Genomic DNA, 17,227 nt, shown 5'->3' with positions numbered 1-17,227 from the left:
GGGGGTTCGAATCCCTCCACCCCTGCCACATTAAAAACGTTATTCGTTAGTCGTTATTCGTTAGGGCGAGCCCTGTTAGAGTCTGGGTGTTCACGAATAACTAGTAACGAATAACGATTAACGGGTTTTATAAATACAGGATTGAATAATGAGCGCTACTTCTGAAACGCAAAGCAGTTCTTTCGATAGCATTAAGTGGATCGTTGCTATCGCGCTATTAGCTGCCGCTGTGCTTGGCAATTATTACTACGGCGAAACCGTTTCTGTACTTTATCGCGCGATCGGCGTGGTATTGCTTGTGGCTTTCGCTGGTATCATTGCAGGCATGACTGGCAAAGGCCGTCGCTTCCGCAGCTTTGCCAAAGAAAGCCGTACCGAAGTGCGCCGCGTCGTTTGGCCAAGTCGCCAAGAAGCGACACAAACGACCATCATTGTGGTTGTCGCAACCGCCATCGTGTCATTGATTCTGTGGGGTATGGATGCCATTCTGGTACGTGTTGTTGGTTTCTTCACCGGACTGGAGTTTTAAGCAATGAGCGAAATTAAAAAGCGTTGGTACGTTGTCCAAGCCTTCTCAGGCTTCGAATCACGCGTTGCGCAGTCACTGCGTGAACACATTAAAATGCATGGCATGGAAGACAAGTTTGGTGAAGTGTTAGTACCAACTGAAGAAGTTGTCGAGATGCGTGCAGGACAACGTCGTAAAAGCGAGCGTAAATTCTTTCCTGGCTACGTGCTCGTCGAAATGGCGATGGACGATGAGTCTTGGCACTTAGTGAAAAGTATTCCGCGTGTGCTAGGTTTCATCGGCGGCAAACAGGATCGCCCAACACCTATCACACAGCGTGAAGCCGATACCATTTTGAACCGTCTACAAGAGTCGGTTGATAAGCCGAAGCCGAAAACCTTGTTCGAACCAGGTGAAGTGGTACGCGTCAACGACGGCCCATTTGCCGACTTTAACGGTACTGTTGAGAGTGTTGATTACGAAAAGAGCCGTTTAACCGTATCGGTATCGATTTTCGGTCGCGCGACTCCGGTCGAACTGGAATTCGCCCAAGTAGAAAAAGCCTAAAGTCGTTAATCGTTATTGGTGATTCGTTAGGGTGAGGTTAGAACATACACTCCCTAACGAAAAGCGATTAACGAATAACCAATTCGCGTAAGCGAATGTATTGCAATTGGATGCGAATACAGCTATACTTCGCGTCCTTTTTTCCGTAGGGGAGCCGTTTGAGTAAGCCACCCCTTGGTTTTCAAAGCTGTCACGCAGCTGCGAAAATTGAAGGCTTACAAGGCGTTAGACCCAAACCAAGAGGTAGAAAACATGGCTAAGAAAGTCAATGCTATCATCAAGTTGCAAGTAGCAGCTGGTGCAGCTAACCCGTCACCACCAGTAGGTCCAGCTTTGGGTCAACACGGTGTGAACATCATGGAATTCTGTAAAGCGTTTAACGCGGCAACTGACCAGCTTGAAAAAGGCGCGCCAGTTCCAGTTGAAATTACAGTTTTCGAAGATCGTTCTTTCACGTTTATCACTAAGACTCCTCCAGCTGCGTTCTTGTTGAAGAAAGCTGCAGGTATCAAGAGTGGTTCAGGTCGTCCAAATACTGAGAAAGTGGGTACAGTTACTCGTGCTCAGTTGGAAGAAATTGCCAAGGTTAAAGAGCCAGACTTAACAGCGGCTGACCTTGATGCGGCTGTACGTACTATCGCCGGTTCTGCTCGTGCGATGGGCCTGAATGTGGAGGGTCTGTAAGATGGCTAAATTAAGCAAACGCGCTCGCCTGATCAAAGAAAAAGTTGAAGCTCGTGATTATGAAATCAACGAAGCGATCAACTTATTGAAAGAATTGGCAACTGCAAAATTCAAAGAAAGCGTTGATGTTTCAGTGAATCTTGGCATCGACGCACGTAAATCAGACCAAAACGTTCGTGGCGCAACTGTGTTGCCAAACGGTACCGGTCGTGACGTTCGCGTAGCAGTATTTACGAGTGGCGCAAACGCAGACAAAGCTAAAGAAGCTGGTGCTGACCTGGTCGGTATGGAAGACCTCGCAGAGCAAGTTAAGAAAGGCGAAATGAACTTTGACGTTGTTATCGCCTCTCCAGATGCAATGCGTGTGGTCGGTCAGTTGGGTCAAATCTTAGGTCCACGTGGCCTAATGCCAAACCCGAAAACTGGCACCGTAACGCCTGACGTAGCAACTGCGGTACAAAACGCAAAAGCGGGTCAGATCCGTTATCGCAACGATAAAGCGGGTATCATCCACGCGACTATCGGTAAAGTTGATTTTGATAACGACAAGTTGAAAGAAAACTTGGAAGCGTTATTGGCTGCACTGAAGAAAGCGAAGCCTTCTTCAGCCAAAGGTCAGTTTATCAAGAAAGTGAGTTTATCAACCACTATGGGCGCTGGCGTAGCCATCGACCAAGGTTCATTGGTAAACGCTAAATAAGGTTTTGTGGGTTGGAGTCGCCACTTCGTGTAATAGCTTAGTGAATGTGGCTCCCGTCCAAGACCGCAGGTGTCTCGCGGTGATTTCTGAGAAGAAATGATTAGCGACACTTAATTTCCTGCGCAGATGGTGTAATCCGGCTCAGACTCTCTGGGTAAGAGATTCACCGTGACAACGTGGTAGATGCTTTCTTGGTCTACCTATGTGTAACGATAGTCCGAGGTTCTGCCGAAGACTAAAAAAAGAGGTGATATCAGTGGCACTAGGTTTAGCAGCAAAAAAAGCAATCGTTAAAGAAGTTAACGAAGTTGCTTCAAACGCTCTATCCGTCGCTGTTGCTGAGTATCGTGGTATGGAAGTAGCGCACATGACCGCGCTGCGTCGTAAGGCTCGTGAGCAAGGCGTTTATCTGAAGGTAATTCGGAATACGCTGGCAAAACGTGCTTTCGAAGGTACGCAGTTCGAAGACATGGACGCTGTGCTGAAAGGTCCACTTGTTTATGGCTTTTCTTTGGATGCACCGGGCGCTTCAGCTCGCTTGTTCAAAGACTTCGCTAAAGAAAACAAGCACCTTAAAGTAACTGCCCTGCACATCGGTAACGGTGTAATGGGTGCAGACAAGCTTGATGCCGTTGCATCACTTCCGACCCGTGACGAAGCATTGGCGAAATTGCTGGCCACCTTCAAGGCACCTGTTAGTAAGTTCGTTCGTACAGTTAACGAAGTACCTACTAAGTTTGTGCGTGTGTTGGCGGCAATTAAAGACGCTAAATAGAAGCGGTTTTTTTAACCAATTTTTTGTAATTTTTAACCCAGGAGTTTAGAGTTATGGCTCTTACTAAAGAAGATATCTTGAATGCAATCGCTGAAATGCCAGTTATGGAACTGGTTGAGCTGATTGAAGCTGCAGAAGAAAAATTCGGTGTTGACGCATCTGCTGCTGTTGCAGTAGCTGCTGGTCCAGCTGCCGCTGCTGAAGCTGCAGAAGAGAAAACTGAATTCGACGTAATCTTGAAATCAGCTGGCGCAAACAAAGTTGGCGCGATCAAAGCAGTTCGTGCAGCAACTGGTCTTGGCCTGAAAGAAGCGAAAGCTATGGTTGAGTCTGCACCTGTTGCCGTTAAAGAAGGCATCAGCAAAGACGACGCTGAAGAACTGAAAAAGCAGCTTGAAGAAGCTGGTGCAGAAGTTGAAGTTAAATAATCAACGACTGACACAAAAACTGGCCGCATAGGCCTGGGCCTGGTGACTTTTTGAGTCACCAGGCTTTTTGCGCTGTTAAGCATGTATCATTTTTGCCCGTTTATGGGGTGCATGCTCGCGGTGACAAAAACGGGAACGACAAGTTGTAACAAGCTTGTTTTTAACCATTGACTCCCCGATGGTTAGGGTCATCAATCAGCTAGCTGAGGAACCCCATGGCGTACTCCTACTCTGAGAAAAAACGTATTCGCAAGGATTTTGGTAAGCGACCTTCTGTACTCGAAGTACCTTACCTGTTGTCAATCCAATTAGATTCATTCAAAAAATTTATTGAGCTGGATCCAGAAGGTAATAATGGTCTGGAAGCAGCTTTTCGCTCAGTATTTCCGATTGCCGCTTATTCCGGTAATTCGGAATTGCAGTACGTGAGCTATCACCTTGGTGAACCGGTTTTTGACGTACAAGAATGTCAAATTCGAGGCATCACTTATTCAGCTCCATTGCGAGTGAAACTGCGCTTAGTTATCTATGATAAAGAAGCAGCGGCAGGCACCATTAAGAATATTCGCGAACAAGAAGTCTACATGGGTGAAATCCCATTAATGACTGAAAACGGTACCTTTGTTATCAATGGTACTGAGCGCGTTATTGTTTCTCAGTTGCACCGTTCACCGGGCGTATTCTTTGACCATGACAAGGGTAAAACCCATTCGTCAGGCAAAGTGTTATATAACGCGCGGGTGATCCCGTACCGTGGTTCTTGGTTAGACTTTGAGTTTGACCCGAAAGATAACGTATTCGTACGTATTGACCGTCGTCGTAAATTACCGGCGTCGATTATTCTGCGTGCCTTGGAATACACCACAGAAGAAATTCTTGAAATGTTCTTCGACACCACTTACTTCCAGTTCCGTGGTAAGAAGATCTTTATGCAGTTGGTACCAGAGCGTCTGCGTGGTGAAACTGCCAAGTTTGATATCAAAAACGACGATGGCGAAATCATCGTTGAAAAAGGCCGCCGTATTACCGCGCGTCATATCAAGCAAATCGAAGGTTTGAACCAACCAGAAATGGAAGTACCGGTTGAGTACTTGGTTGGTAAAATCTTAGCTAAAGATTACGTCAATAAGAAGACTGGCGAAATCGTGGCCGAAGCCAATGCGGAACTAACGCTTGAATTATTAGCTGAGTTACGTGAAGCAGGCTTTAAGAAATTCGAAACCCTGTTCGTGAACGACCTTGATCATGGTCCGTACATGAGTGAAACCCTGCGCATCGATCCAACCAGCAACCGTTTGGAAGCATTGGTTGAAATCTATCGTATGATGCGTCCTGGTGAACCACCGACTAAAGAAGCTGCAGAGACCTTATTCGATAACTTGTTCTTCAGTGAAGATCGGTACGATTTGTCAGCGGTAGGTCGGATGAAGTTTAACCGTCGTTTAGGTCGTGATGATCTGACCGGTCCAGGCACTTTGACCAACGACGACATTATCCAAGTCATGCGTAAGCTGATCGAGATCCGTAACGGTCTCGACGAAGTGGACGATATCGACCACCTTGGTAACCGTCGTATCCGTTCAGTTGGTGAAATGGCCGAGAACCAATTCCGTGTCGGACTCGTGCGTGTTGAGCGTGCCGTTAAAGAACGTCTAAGTTTAGGCGACCTCGATGCGATCATGCCACAAGACCTGATCAACGCGAAACCAATTAGTGCCGCGGTGAAAGAGTTCTTCGGTTCAAGTCAGTTGTCACAGTTTATGGACCAGAACAACCCATTGTCAGAAGTTACGCACAAACGTCGTATTTCTGCCTTAGGTCCGGGTGGTTTGACGCGCGAGCGCGCAGGCTTTGAAGTCCGAGACGTACACCCAACGCACTACGGTCGTGTGTGTCCAATTGAAACGCCAGAAGGTCCGAACATCGGTTTGATCAACTCGTTGTCGACCTTTGCTCGTACCAACGAGTACGGTTTCTTGGAAACCCCGTACCGTCGTATCGAAAACGGTGTAGTGACCGACGAAGTCGATTACTTGTCAGCTATCGAAGAAGGTCAGTACGTGATCGCTCAGGCGAACGTATTGCTGAATGACAAAGGTGAACTTGTTGATGACTTGGTACCATGTCGTCACAAGAACGAATTCACCCTAATGTCAAAAGAGAACGTGCAGTATATGGACGTTTCTCCACAGCAGATCGTATCGATTGCTGCTAGCTTGATTCCGTTCCTTGAGCACGATGACGCCAACCGTGCTTTGATGGGTTCAAACATGCAACGTCAAGCAGTGCCAACTTTACGTGCCGACAAGCCGTTGGTAGGTACCGGTATTGAACGTACCCTCGCAGTTGACTCAGGTGTAACTGTGGTCGCTAAGCGTGGTGGTGTGGTCGATAAAGTTGACGCAAGCCGTATCGTGGTCAAGGTAAATGAAGAAGAAATGGTACCTGGTGAAGCCGGTATCGACATCTATAACTTGATCAAATACACCCGTTCTAACCAGAACACCTGTATTAACCAAAAGCCGAACGTAAACGTTGGCGAACCGGTGATGCGTGGTGACGTACTGGCAGACGGTCCTTCTACGGATATGGGTGAATTGGCGCTAGGTCAAAACTTACGCGTCGCGTTCATGCCGTGGAATGGTTATAACTTCGAAGACTCAATCTTGATCTCGGAGCGTGTGGTCCAAGAAGATCGTTTGACCACCATCCACATTCAGGAGTTGAGCTGTGTTGCCCGTGACACTAAGCTGGGTGCTGAAGAAATCACTTCAGATATTCCAAATGTTGGTGAATCAGCACTGAACAAACTTGACGAGTCAGGTGTTGTTTATGTCGGTGCTGAAGTGAATGGCGGTGACATTCTGGTCGGTAAGGTAACGCCGAAGGGCGAAACCCAACTGACGCCAGAAGAGAAACTATTGCGTGCCATTTTCGGGGAGAAAGCATCTGACGTTAAAGATAGCTCATTACGCGTTCCTAACGGCGTAACGGGTACGGTCATTGACGTACAAGTATTCACCCGTGATGGCGTTGAAAAAGACAAACGTGCGATCGACATCGAAACCATGCAGTTAGAACAGGTTAAGAAAGACCTGACTGACGAATTCAAGATCCTTGAGCGTGGTATCTACGAGCGAGCGCGTAACTTGCTGTTGGCAAACGGTTTTGATGAATCAAAACTCGCCGGCCTCGAACAAAGCAAGTGGTTGTCGCAGAATCTGAAAAATGAAGATGCACAGCAGCAGTTAGAGCAAATCGCGCAGCAGTATGAAGACTTGCGTAGTGATTTCGACGCGAAGTTTGAGAACAAGCGTCGCAAGATTACCCAAGGCGATGATTTGGCACCAGGCGTGCTGAAAATCGTTAAGGTTTATCTTGCGGTACGTCGTCGCATCCAGCCTGGTGATAAGCTGGCGGGTCGTCACGGTAACAAAGGTGTTATTTCAACTATCGTACCTGTGGAAGATATGCCACACGATAGCGAAGGTAACCCAGTGGATATCGTACTCAACCCGTTGGGCGTTCCATCGCGGATGAACATCGGTCAGATCTTAGAGACCCACCTCGGCTTAGCAGCACGCGGTATCGGTACCAAGATCGAGAAGATGATGAAGATGCAGGCGAAAGTTGCTGAAATGCGTGAATTCTTACAGAAGGTTTATGACCTTGGTGAGACACGTCAAAAGGTCGACATTAACGACTTCAGCGACGACGAAGTATTGCGTTTAGCAGAGAACCTGAAGAAAGGTCTACCTACTGCAACACCAGTATTTGATGGTGCTGTAGAAAGTGAGATTAAAGAACTCCTGAGACTAGGTGACTTGCCTGAGTCAGGCCAGATCACTCTGTTTGACGGACGTACTGGTGAACGCTTCGAGCGTGATGTAACCGTCGGTTACATGTACATGCTGAAACTCAACCACTTGGTTGACGATAAGATGCACGCCCGTTCTACCGGTTCGTACAGCTTGGTTACCCAACAGCCGTTGGGTGGTAAAGCACAGTTCGGTGGTCAGCGCTTCGGTGAGATGGAAGTGTGGGCACTGGAAGCATACGGTGCGGCCTACACGCTGCAAGAAATGTTGACGGTTAAGTCGGACGACGTAAATGGTCGTACGAAGATGTACAAAAACATTGTCGACAACGACTTGCGGATGGAAGCAGGTATGCCGGAATCCTTCAACGTATTGTTGAAAGAGATCCGCTCACTCGGTATCAACATTGAGTTGGACCAAGACTGAGACCAGACCGGACGCTAATTGCCAGGAGATAAATCGTGAAAGACTTATTAAAGTTTTTGAAGCCGTTAAACCAGACTGAAGAGTTCGATGCGATTCGCATCGGACTTGCGTCGCCGGACATGATCCGCAGCTGGTCTTTCGGTGAAGTTAAAAAACCAGAAACTATCAACTACCGCACGTTCAAACCTGAACGTGACGGTCTGTTCTGTGCGCGTATCTTTGGTCCGGTCAAAGATTACGAGTGTTTGTGTGGTAAATACAAACGCTTGAAGCACCGTGGCGTGATCTGTGAGAAGTGTGGCGTTGAAGTCACCTTGACCAAAGTCCGTCGTGAGCGCATGGGTCACATCGAGTTGGCGAGCCCAGTCGCGCACATCTGGTTTTTGAAGTCATTGCCAAGCCGTATTGGCTTGATGCTGGATATGACCTTGCGTGATATCGAGCGGGTCTTGTACTTCGAATCTTATGTGGTGACTGAAGCAGGTATGACGTCACTCGAGCGCGGTCAAATTTTGACTGAAGACGAGTATTTAGACGCACTTGAAGAGCACGGCGATGAATTCGAAGCGCGCATGGGTGCAGAGGGTATCCTGAGTTTGCTACAGCACATTGATATTGATGGCGACATCAAAACAATGCGCGAAGAGCTGCCAGAAACCAATTCTGAAACCAAGCGTAAGAAAATCAGTAAGCGTTTGAAGCTGCTTGAATCATTCCAAATGTCAGGTAATAAGCCTGAATGGATGATCCTGAAAGTGCTACCGGTGTTACCACCTGACTTGCGTCCGTTGGTACCGCTTGATGGTGGCCGTTTCGCAACTTCAGACTTGAACGATCTATATCGTCGCGTTATCAACCGTAACAACCGTCTGAAGCGCCTGCTTGACCTTGCTGCACCAGATATCATCGTGCGCAACGAGAAGCGGATGCTACAAGAAGCGGTCGATGCATTGTTGGATAACGGCCGTCGCGGTCGTGCCATCACTGGCACCAACAAACGCCCACTGAAATCTTTGGCCGATATGATCAAAGGTAAACAGGGTCGTTTCCGTCAGAACTTGCTTGGTAAGCGTGTTGACTACTCAGGTCGTTCGGTAATTACCGTAGGTCCTAAGCTGCGTTTGCACCAGTGTGGTTTGCCGAAGAAAATGGCGCTTGAGCTATTCAAGCCGTTCATTTATGGCAAGCTTGAAGGTCGTGGTTTAGCCACCACCATTAAAGCAGCGAAGAAGATGGTTGAGCGCGAAATCCCAGAAGTATGGGACGTACTCGACGAAGTCATCAAAGAGCATCCAGTGCTCCTTAACCGTGCACCAACCTTGCACCGTTTGGGCATTCAAGCATTTGAACCAGTGCTGATCGAAGGTAAAGCGATTCAGTTGCACCCACTCGTGTGTGCGGCCTATAACGCCGACTTCGACGGTGACCAAATGGCCGTTCACTTGCCGTTGACACTGGAAGCTCAGCTCGAAGCACGTGCGTTGATGATGTCAACCAACAACGTGTTGTCACCAGCGAGTGGTGACCCGATTATCGTACCTTCACAAGACGTTGTCTTGGGTCTCTACTACATGACCCGCGAGAAGGTAAACGATAAAGGCGAAGGCATGATCTTCAAAAATGCCAAAGAAGCCGAGAAAGCTTACCGTTCAGGTCACGCTAACTTGCATGCGCGCGTGAAAGTGCGGATCAAGCAAACCTTGATTAGTGAAGAAGGCGAGCGTTCTGAATCTGTTGCGATCTATGACACGACTGTAGGTCGTGCCATCCTGTCGTTGATCCTGCCAGAAGGCTTGCCTTTTGAGATGATCAACCAAAACATGGGCAAAAAACAGATCGGTCGCTTGTTGAACACTGCTTACCGTGACTTGGGCTTGAAGCCAACCGTTATCTTTGCTGACCGCATCATGTACACCGGTTTCCACTACGCGATGATCGCGGGTGCATCGGTAGGCATCGATGACATGGTTATCCCAGACGCGAAGAAAGACATCATTGAAGCCGCTGAAGAAGAAGTAGCGGAAATTCAAGAGCAGTTCGAGCAAGGTTTGGTAACTGCTGGTGAGAAATACAACAAAGTTATCGACATCTGGTCAACCGCCAATGAGAAAGTCTCGAAAGCGATGATGGAAAACTTGTCGAAAGAGATCGTCATCAACCGTGAAGGCAAAGAAGAAGAGCAAGGCTCATTCAACTCTGTTTACATGATGGCTGACTCTGGTGCTCGTGGTAGCCCCGCACAGATTCGTCAGTTGGCCGGTATGCGTGGTTTGATGGCGAAGCCAGATGGCTCGATCATCGAGACGCCGATTACCGCTAACTTCCGTGAAGGTTTGAACGTACTTCAGTACTTCATCTCGACCCACGGTGCACGTAAAGGTTTGGCCGATACCGCATTGAAGACTGCGAACTCGGGTTACTTGACCCGTCGTTTGGTCGACGTTGCCCAAGACGTTGTGATCGTACAAGAAGACTGTGGCACCTTAGACGGCCTCTACATCAAACCACTGATTGAAGGTGGTGACGTTGTAGAACCATTGCGCGAGCGCGTCTTGGGTCGTGTGGTTTGTGACGACGTCTTAGTACCAGGTAGCAATGACGTCTTGATTGAACGCAACACATTGCTTGACGAGAAGATGTGTGACTTGTTGGAACAGCACTCTATCGATGAAGTAAAAGTACGCTCGGTGATTACCTGTGACACTGAATTCGGTGTTTGTTCACACTGTTACGGTCGTGATTTGGCCCGTGGTCACATGGTCAACCAAGGCGAAGCAGTTGGTGTTATCGCTGCGCAGTCTATCGGTGAACCTGGTACCCAGCTGACCATGCGTACCTTCCACATCGGTGGTGCGGCATCGCGTGACTCAGCTGCGAACAACGTTCAGGTGAAAAACAAAGGTACGTTGAAGCTGCATGCTGCGAAATACGTAGAAAACAGCGACGGCCATTTGGTGATCACTTCGCGTTCAACAGAACTAACTTTGATCGACGAATTCGGTCGTGAGCGCGAGCGCTATAAAGTACCTTACGGTGCTGTGATGAAGAAAGGTGAAGGCGATGCCGTCGATGCTGGCGAAATCGTTGCAAACTGGGACCCGCACACGCACCCAATCGTTACCGAAGTAGCAGGTCGCATCAAGTTTGTTGACTTGATTGATGGTGTCACCATGACCCGTCAAACCGACGAACTAACCGGCTTGTCGAGCGTTGTGGTCTTGGAAACTGGCCAGCGTACCAGCGCCGGTAAAGACATGCGCCCAATGGTGAAATTGGTCGATGCCAAAGGTAAAGATGTCAACATCGCCGGCACGGATATGCCAGCGCAGTACTTCTTACCAGGTAACGCAATCATCAACTTGGAAGACGGTGCGGAAGTGAAAGTGGGTGACACCCTTGCACGTATCCCGCAAGAAGGTTCGAAAACTCGCGACATCACCGGTGGTCTACCGCGGGTTGCGGATTTGTTCGAAGCGCGTCGTCCAAAAGAGCCTGCAATTTTGGCGGAAGTTACCGGTACGGTTACGTTCGGTAAAGAAACCAAAGGCAAGCGTCGTCTGATCATCGTGCCTAGCGAAGGTGACCAGTACGAAGAGATGATTCCGAAGCATCGTCAGTTGAACATCTTCGAAGGTGAGCAAGTGACCAAAGGTGAAGTTATCGCCGACGGTCCTGAAGCGCCGCACGATATTTTACGTCTGCGTGGTGTAAGTGCACTGGCAAACTATATCGTGAACGAAGTGCAAGAAGTTTACCGCTTGCAAGGTGTAAAAATTAACGACAAGCACATCGAGACCATTGTGCGTCAGATGCTGCGTAAAGCCATCATCCTTAACCCAGGTGAAACTGAGTTGCTTGAAGGTGAAATGATGGAGTTGACCGACGTGCTGAAAGCCAATGCGGAAGCAGAAGCGAATGGTAAGATCCCAGCGACCTATGAGCGTCAATTGTTGGGTATTACCAAAGCGTCACTGTCGACAGAGTCGTTTATTTCTGCCGCGTCGTTCCAAGAAACTACGCGCGTATTGACCGAAGCAGCGGTACAAGGCAAGCAAGACCCATTACGTGGCTTGAAAGAGAACGTAATTGTCGGTCGCTTGATTCCAGCAGGTACAGGTTTTGCTTACCACCGTGAGCGTGCGCGTAAGCGTATGGAAGCGATGGCTCAAGGCGAAGCACCGAAACTGACTGCTGAGCAAGCCGAGCAACAGCTTGCCGACGCGTTGAACTTTGGTAACGAAGACAACGATGGCAACGACAACGCCGAATAAGCGTTAGCGTTGTGTTACGCACTTTGTAACGTACTTTGTAACAATAAAAGGCCAGTCGGTAACTCGACTGGCCTTTTTTATTTGGCTAAGCTGCTGATAATAGCGGATGCATGAGGTTTCCCATGTTGAATAAATTACTGGCAGCTATTCTGTTGACTGTAGTTGCATGCTGTAGCCCGCAAGGTGCAGCAAATGACCTCTCCGGATTGTGGCGCGGCGAGCTCGAGTTGCAACCGAATTTCAGTTTGGTGATTGGATTAAACGTTGCAGACGATACGGCGACGCTTGCCAGCCCTAATCAAGGAATGCTGGACCATCCACTCTCCTCGTTCGCGGTTGATGGCAAAACGATTACCTTCGCTGCCTCTGATCTGAACATTAGCTTTACAGGTGAGCGCCAAGCAAACCAAATTGTCGGCACCTTTACCCAAGGCCAAAGCTTTCCATTAACGCTGAAGAAGCTGACCACTGAAGACAGTGAGCGACTCGCGTTCGAGGGCCAGTATGACGGTGCACTCAAAATTAACGGCAAAGATTTACCCCTGCAGGTCAATATAGCGGTGGTGAGTGAGGGTTATGTCGGCACGCTTGACAGTCCGACACAACAAACTTTCGGACTGGCGTTGACTGATTTGATGATTAACGACCAGCAACTGAGCTTTGCATCAGCATTACTGCAAGCCAACTATCAGGGTAAGCGCGTCACCGATACTGAGCAAGTCAGCTATACCGGCCTGTGGTTGCAAGGGCGTCCGCTGGGACTCACCTTGACCAAACGCGGTGCAGATACACCGGCCCCAACCGTGGAATTACCAAAGCTTGGCGAGCATGGTGGGGCATACGCGGTAATAACCCCCACAGCAGTTGAGCAGCATTATTATGCTGAGCACGGTGATACAACTCAGTACGAAATTGGCTCGGTTAGCAAAACCTTTATTGCCTATCTGCTGGCGCAGGCAGCACTGGAAGGTAAGTTGAGCCTGACCACTCCGTTGCAGTCAATCATTGCAGAAGCGCCGCAGGACATTACGCTAGAGAGTCTAGCAACGCATACGAGCGGCTTACCACGCCTACCGGCTGACTTGTTCACCGGAGCCAATGGTCAAGACCCTTATGCTCATTATGACTTGCAGCGACTACGGGCAGCGTTAAAACAGCAACAGCTAGGCGCACCGCAACACCAGTATTCAAATTATGGAGTGGGGGCATTAGGCGAAGCGTTAGCACTCGCGTATGAGCGTAGTTTGAGCGATTTATTGGCCGCCAAAGTATTTCAGCCGATGGCTATGGCGGACACTTATCTTGCCACCCCCGGCAGCACACCAACAGGTACGCAATTGGCGGTGCCACATGACAGCATGGGCGGTCGCGTCGCCCCATGGCACTTTCAAGCACTCGCTGGCGCAGGCGCAATTGTTTCGACTTTGCCCGATATGGTGCGCTATGTGCAGACATTGCAACAACAGCTGCAGCAACAGCCACAGCTCGCTAGCCTTTTGCTGACGCCGCGTACCGATCTTGGACAATGCTGCGAGCAGGCGCTAGGGTGGTTGTTAGAAACCGATGCCGAGGGTAAAATCTTTGCTTGGCACAATGGCCAAACTGCAGGATTTTCGAGTTATGTTGGCTTTTATCTAGATGGTTCACGCGCGGTGGTGGTTCTCAACAATCAAGCGACCGACGTCAATAGCGAAGCCAAACGTTTGTTAACCCAAGCAAACCAAGCAAAATAAAGGCGGCCGTTGGGTCGCCAATCATCGCTTTTCCTTGACAGTCCATTTATTGACCATTAGAATTCTGCCTCCCCGTATCTCGGGCGCCTAGCTCGTGGCGCGGTGGAACTTGGATTATTTCACTCTGTTGAGCGACATCAACAAAATCAGGAGTTATGAATGGCAACAGTTAACCAGCTGGTGCGCAAAGGTCGTCAAAAGCCGGTTGTTAAAAGCAACGTTCCGGCACTTGAGGCTTGCCCACAGAAACGCGGTGTATGTACCCGTGTTTATACTACCACCCCGAAAAAGCCAAACTCAGCGCTACGTAAAGTATGCCGTGTGCGTTTGACAAACGGTTACGAAGTATCTTCGTACATCGGTGGTGAAGGTCACAACCTGCAAGAACACTCAGTCGTATTGATTCGCGGCGGTCGTGTAAAAGACTTGCCAGGTGTTCGTTATCACACAGTGCGCGGCGCGCTTGACTGTGCCGGCGTAAACGATCGGAAACAAGCCCGTTCGAAGTACGGCGCGAAGCGGCCGAAGTCTTAACGGTTCTCCGTTAGTAAGGCCAAACACTGTAATTGTAAGTTTTGGGTAATACCCTGAATTAATCGGAGAATTTAAGATGCCTAGAAGACGCGTCATTGGTCAACGTAAAATCCTGCCGGATCCTAAGTTCGGATCAGAGTTGTTGGCTAAATTTATCAATGTCGTCATGGTAGACGGCAAAAAATCTGTCGCAGAAAGTATTATTTACGGTGCATTAGACATCATGGCTGAAAAGACCAAGAAAGAGCACCTAGAAGTTTTTGAAGAAGCATTGGACAACGTTCGTCCTACGGTTGAGGTTAAGTCACGCCGCGTTGGTGGTTCAACTTACCAAGTACCAGTAGAAGTTCGTCCGGTGCGTCGTAATGCACTGGCTATGCGTTGGTTAGTTGATGCCGCGCGTACTCGGGGTGAAAAATCCATGGCTCAGCGCCTAGCAGGTGAAATGCTAGACGCATCAGAAAATAAAGGCTCTGCTGTGAAGAAGCGTGAAGACGTACACCGTATGGCCGAAGCGAACAAAGCGTTCGCCCATTATCGCTGGTAAATTCACAGTTAACCCAAAGAGGAATTTATGGCTCGTAAAACTTCGATTGAGCGCTACCGTAATATCGGTATCTGTGCTCACGTAGACGCAGGTAAAACGACCACCACAGAACGGGTGTTGTTCTACACTGGTCTGTCTCACAAATTAGGTGAGGTACATGACGGTGCAGCAACTACCGACTGGATGGAACAGGAACAAGAGCGTGGTATCACTATTACCTCTGCTGCGGTTACCTGTTTCTGGAAAGGCATGGACCAGCAGTTCCCAGAGCACCGCATCAACATCATCGACACCCCAGGACACGTTGACTTCACTATCGAAGTAGAACGTTCACTGCGTGTACTCGATGGCGCTGTTGTTGTACTTTGTGGTTCTTCAGGTGTGCAGCCGCAAACTGAGACTGTATGGCGTCAAGCGAACAAATACGAAGTACCTCGTATGGTGTTCGTTAACAAGATGGACCGTGCAGGCGCAGACTTCATGCGTGTTGTTGGCCAGATCAAGAGCCGTTTGAACGCAATTCCAGTACCTATTCATTTGAATATCGGTGCGGAAGACGAGTTCAAAGGCGTTGTTGACTTGATCAAAATGAAAGCCATCAACTGGAACGAAGAAGATTCAGGCATGACCTTCACTTATGAAGAGATCCCTGCTGAACTTCAAGACCAGGCTGAGGAATTGCACGCTGAATTGATTGAAGCTGCTGCTGAAGCAAATGAAGAGCTGATGAACAAATACCTTGAAGAAGGTGAGTTGACTGAAGCTGAAATCAAGCAAGGTTTGCGTGAGCGCACTTTGAACAACGAAATCGTGCTTTGCTTGTGTGGTTCTGCATTTAAGAACAAAGGTGTACAAGCGGTACTTGACGCAGTTATCGAGTATTTGCCATCACCAACTGAAGTAAAAGCGATTCGCGGTATTTTGGAAGACGAATCTGAAGGTGTGCGTAAGTCAGACGACGCAGAACCGTTCTCAGCGTTGGCGTTTAAAATCGCTACCGACCCATTCGTGGGTACGTTAACCTTCTTGCGCGTTTACTCGGGCGTATTGTCACAAGGTGACACCGTATACAACCCAGTGAAGAGCAAGCGCGAGCGGATCGGCCGTATGGTTCAGATGCACGCGAACGACCGTCAAGAAATCAAAGAAATCTTGGCTGGTGACATCGCTGCTGCTATCGGTTTGAAAGACGTGACTACGGGTGACACTTTGTGTGATCCAAACAACGTTATCACGCTTGAGCGGATGGAATTCCCTGAGCCAGTTATCTCGGTTGCAGTAGAACCGAAAACTAAAGCTGACCAAGAAAAAATGGGTATCGCTTTAGGTAAATTGGCGGCAGAAGATCCATCGTTCCGCGTGAAGACTGACGAAGAAACGGGTCAGACGATCATCTCTGGTATGGGTGAATTGCACCTTGATATCATCGTTGACCGTATGAAGCGTGAATTCAAAGTTGAATGTAACGTTGGTAAGCCACAGGTTGCGTACCGTGAAACTATCCGCCAGAAAGTGGAAGTTGAAGGTAAGTTCGTACGTCAATCAGGTGGTCGTGGTCAGTTCGGTCACGTTTGGCTGAAACTTGAACCAATGGAATTCGACGCGAACGACGACGAAGCTCCAAACTATCAATTCGTCAACGAAATCGTTGGTGGTGTGGTACCGAAGGAATACATTCCTGCGGTAGACAAAGGTATCCAAGAGCAAATGCAGAATGGTGTACTTGCTGGTTACCCAGTACTTGGCGTGAAAGCGACCTTGTACGATGGTTCATACCACGATGTTGACTCATCAGAAATGGCATTTAAAATCGCTGGTAGCATGGCCTTCAAAAAAGGCGCATTGCAAGCGAAGCCAGCTCTGTTAGAGCCGATGATGAAAGTAGAAGTTGTGACTCCTGAAGACTTCATGGGTGACGTAGTTGGCGACTTGAATCGTCGCCGCGGCATCATTGAAGGCATGGAAGATGGTCCTGGTGGCTTGAAAGAAGTACGTGCTCAAGTACCATTGTCAGAAATGTTCGGTTACGCTACTGACCTGCGTTCGCAGACTCAGGGCCGTGCATCTTATGCAATGGAATTCTTGAAGTACGCTGAAGCACCAAACAACGTTGCTGAGCAAGTTATTGCTGCTCGTCAAACTAAAGATTAAGTAGAGTCTGGTCCGGTTCGATTAGAGGACCGGACTTTTAACTTAAGTAAGGAAAAGTCATGTCAAAAGAAAAATTTGAACGTTC

General features: G+C 48.6%; 12 protein-coding genes. All 12 read left to right on the top strand.

What is annotated here, in order from left to right; translation table 11 throughout:
* Positions 1–148 precede the first annotated feature (148 nt).
* Positions 149–529: a preprotein translocase subunit SecE gene (gene secE / locus IDAT_RS12595; RefSeq protein ID WP_034734309.1), complete on the top strand. Its 381-nt coding sequence runs from the start codon at positions 149–151 to the stop codon at positions 527–529.
* 3 nt (positions 530–532) lie between these two features.
* Positions 533–1,075, top strand: coding sequence for a transcription termination/antitermination protein NusG (nusG, locus tag IDAT_RS12590; protein WP_034734307.1), 543 nt, complete (start codon positions 533–535; stop codon positions 1,073–1,075).
* A 252-nt stretch (positions 1,076–1,327) separates the two neighbouring features.
* Positions 1,328–1,759, top strand: coding sequence for a 50S ribosomal protein L11 (gene rplK, locus IDAT_RS12585; protein ID WP_034734306.1), 432 nt, complete (start codon positions 1,328–1,330; stop codon positions 1,757–1,759).
* 1 nt (position 1,760) lies between these two features.
* The gene (gene rplA, locus IDAT_RS12580) at positions 1,761–2,459 is read left to right on the top strand and encodes a 50S ribosomal protein L1 (RefSeq protein ID WP_034734304.1); all 699 of its coding nucleotides are present in this window, start codon (positions 1,761–1,763) and stop codon (positions 2,457–2,459) included.
* Between the two features lie 256 nt (positions 2,460–2,715).
* Positions 2,716–3,234, top strand: a complete 519-nt coding sequence (gene rplJ, locus IDAT_RS12575) for a 50S ribosomal protein L10 (RefSeq protein ID WP_034734303.1) — start codon at positions 2,716–2,718, stop codon at positions 3,232–3,234.
* 53 nt (positions 3,235–3,287) lie between these two features.
* Positions 3,288–3,662: a 50S ribosomal protein L7/L12 gene (gene rplL / locus IDAT_RS12570; protein WP_034734300.1), complete on the top strand. Its 375-nt coding sequence runs from the start codon at positions 3,288–3,290 to the stop codon at positions 3,660–3,662.
* A gap of 215 nt (positions 3,663–3,877) precedes the next feature.
* Positions 3,878–7,906 (top strand): DNA-directed RNA polymerase subunit beta, encoded by a 4,029-nt coding sequence (gene rpoB, locus IDAT_RS12565; RefSeq protein WP_034734298.1) that lies wholly within the window; start codon positions 3,878–3,880, stop codon positions 7,904–7,906.
* Positions 7,907–7,941: 35 nt separating this feature from the next.
* The gene (rpoC, locus tag IDAT_RS12560) at positions 7,942–12,177 is read left to right on the top strand and encodes a DNA-directed RNA polymerase subunit beta' (RefSeq protein ID WP_034734296.1); all 4,236 of its coding nucleotides are present in this window, start codon (positions 7,942–7,944) and stop codon (positions 12,175–12,177) included.
* A gap of 122 nt (positions 12,178–12,299) precedes the next feature.
* The gene (locus tag IDAT_RS13070; RefSeq protein WP_051986819.1) at positions 12,300–13,910 is read left to right on the top strand and encodes a serine hydrolase domain-containing protein; all 1,611 of its coding nucleotides are present in this window, start codon (positions 12,300–12,302) and stop codon (positions 13,908–13,910) included.
* 159 nt (positions 13,911–14,069) lie between these two features.
* Positions 14,070–14,444 (top strand): 30S ribosomal protein S12, encoded by a 375-nt coding sequence (gene rpsL / locus IDAT_RS12550; RefSeq protein ID WP_034734293.1) that lies wholly within the window; start codon positions 14,070–14,072, stop codon positions 14,442–14,444.
* Between the two features lie 76 nt (positions 14,445–14,520).
* Positions 14,521–14,991 carry a 30S ribosomal protein S7 gene (gene rpsG / locus IDAT_RS12545; protein ID WP_034734291.1) on the top strand — a complete coding sequence of 157 codons (471 nt, stop codon included), beginning with the start codon at positions 14,521–14,523 and terminating at the stop codon, positions 14,989–14,991.
* A 27-nt stretch (positions 14,992–15,018) separates the two neighbouring features.
* Positions 15,019–17,142, top strand: a complete 2,124-nt coding sequence (fusA, locus tag IDAT_RS12540) for an elongation factor G (protein WP_034734289.1) — start codon at positions 15,019–15,021, stop codon at positions 17,140–17,142.
* Positions 17,143–17,227: the final 85 nt, after the last annotated feature.

The sequence above is a fragment of the Pseudidiomarina atlantica genome (assembly GCF_000753735.1).
Lineage (GTDB): Bacteria > Pseudomonadota > Gammaproteobacteria > Enterobacterales > Alteromonadaceae > Pseudidiomarina > Pseudidiomarina atlantica.
Note: the sequence above shows the minus strand (reverse complement) of the source record. Positions and strands in the feature narration are given on the sequence as shown.

Bases quoted from the DNA above. Each gene is read 5' to 3' on its own strand.
- secE (WP_034734309.1), top strand. From the start codon at position 149: ATGAGCGCTACTTCTGAAACGCAAAGCAGTTCTTTCGATAGCATTAAG.
- nusG (WP_034734307.1), top strand. From the start codon at position 533: ATGAGCGAAATTAAAAAGCGTTGGTACGTTGTCCAAGCCTTCTCAGGC.
- rplK (WP_034734306.1), top strand. From the start codon at position 1,328: ATGGCTAAGAAAGTCAATGCTATCATCAAGTTGCAAGTAGCAGCTGGT.
- rplA (WP_034734304.1), top strand. From the start codon at position 1,761: ATGGCTAAATTAAGCAAACGCGCTCGCCTGATCAAAGAAAAAGTTGAA.
- rplL (WP_034734300.1), top strand. From the start codon at position 3,288: ATGGCTCTTACTAAAGAAGATATCTTGAATGCAATCGCTGAAATGCCA.
- rpoB (WP_034734298.1), top strand. From the start codon at position 3,878: ATGGCGTACTCCTACTCTGAGAAAAAACGTATTCGCAAGGATTTTGGT.
- IDAT_RS13070 (WP_051986819.1), top strand. From the start codon at position 12,300: ATGTTGAATAAATTACTGGCAGCTATTCTGTTGACTGTAGTTGCATGC.
- rpsL (WP_034734293.1), top strand. From the start codon at position 14,070: ATGGCAACAGTTAACCAGCTGGTGCGCAAAGGTCGTCAAAAGCCGGTT.
- rpsG (WP_034734291.1), top strand. From the start codon at position 14,521: ATGCCTAGAAGACGCGTCATTGGTCAACGTAAAATCCTGCCGGATCCT.
- fusA (WP_034734289.1), top strand. From the start codon at position 15,019: ATGGCTCGTAAAACTTCGATTGAGCGCTACCGTAATATCGGTATCTGT.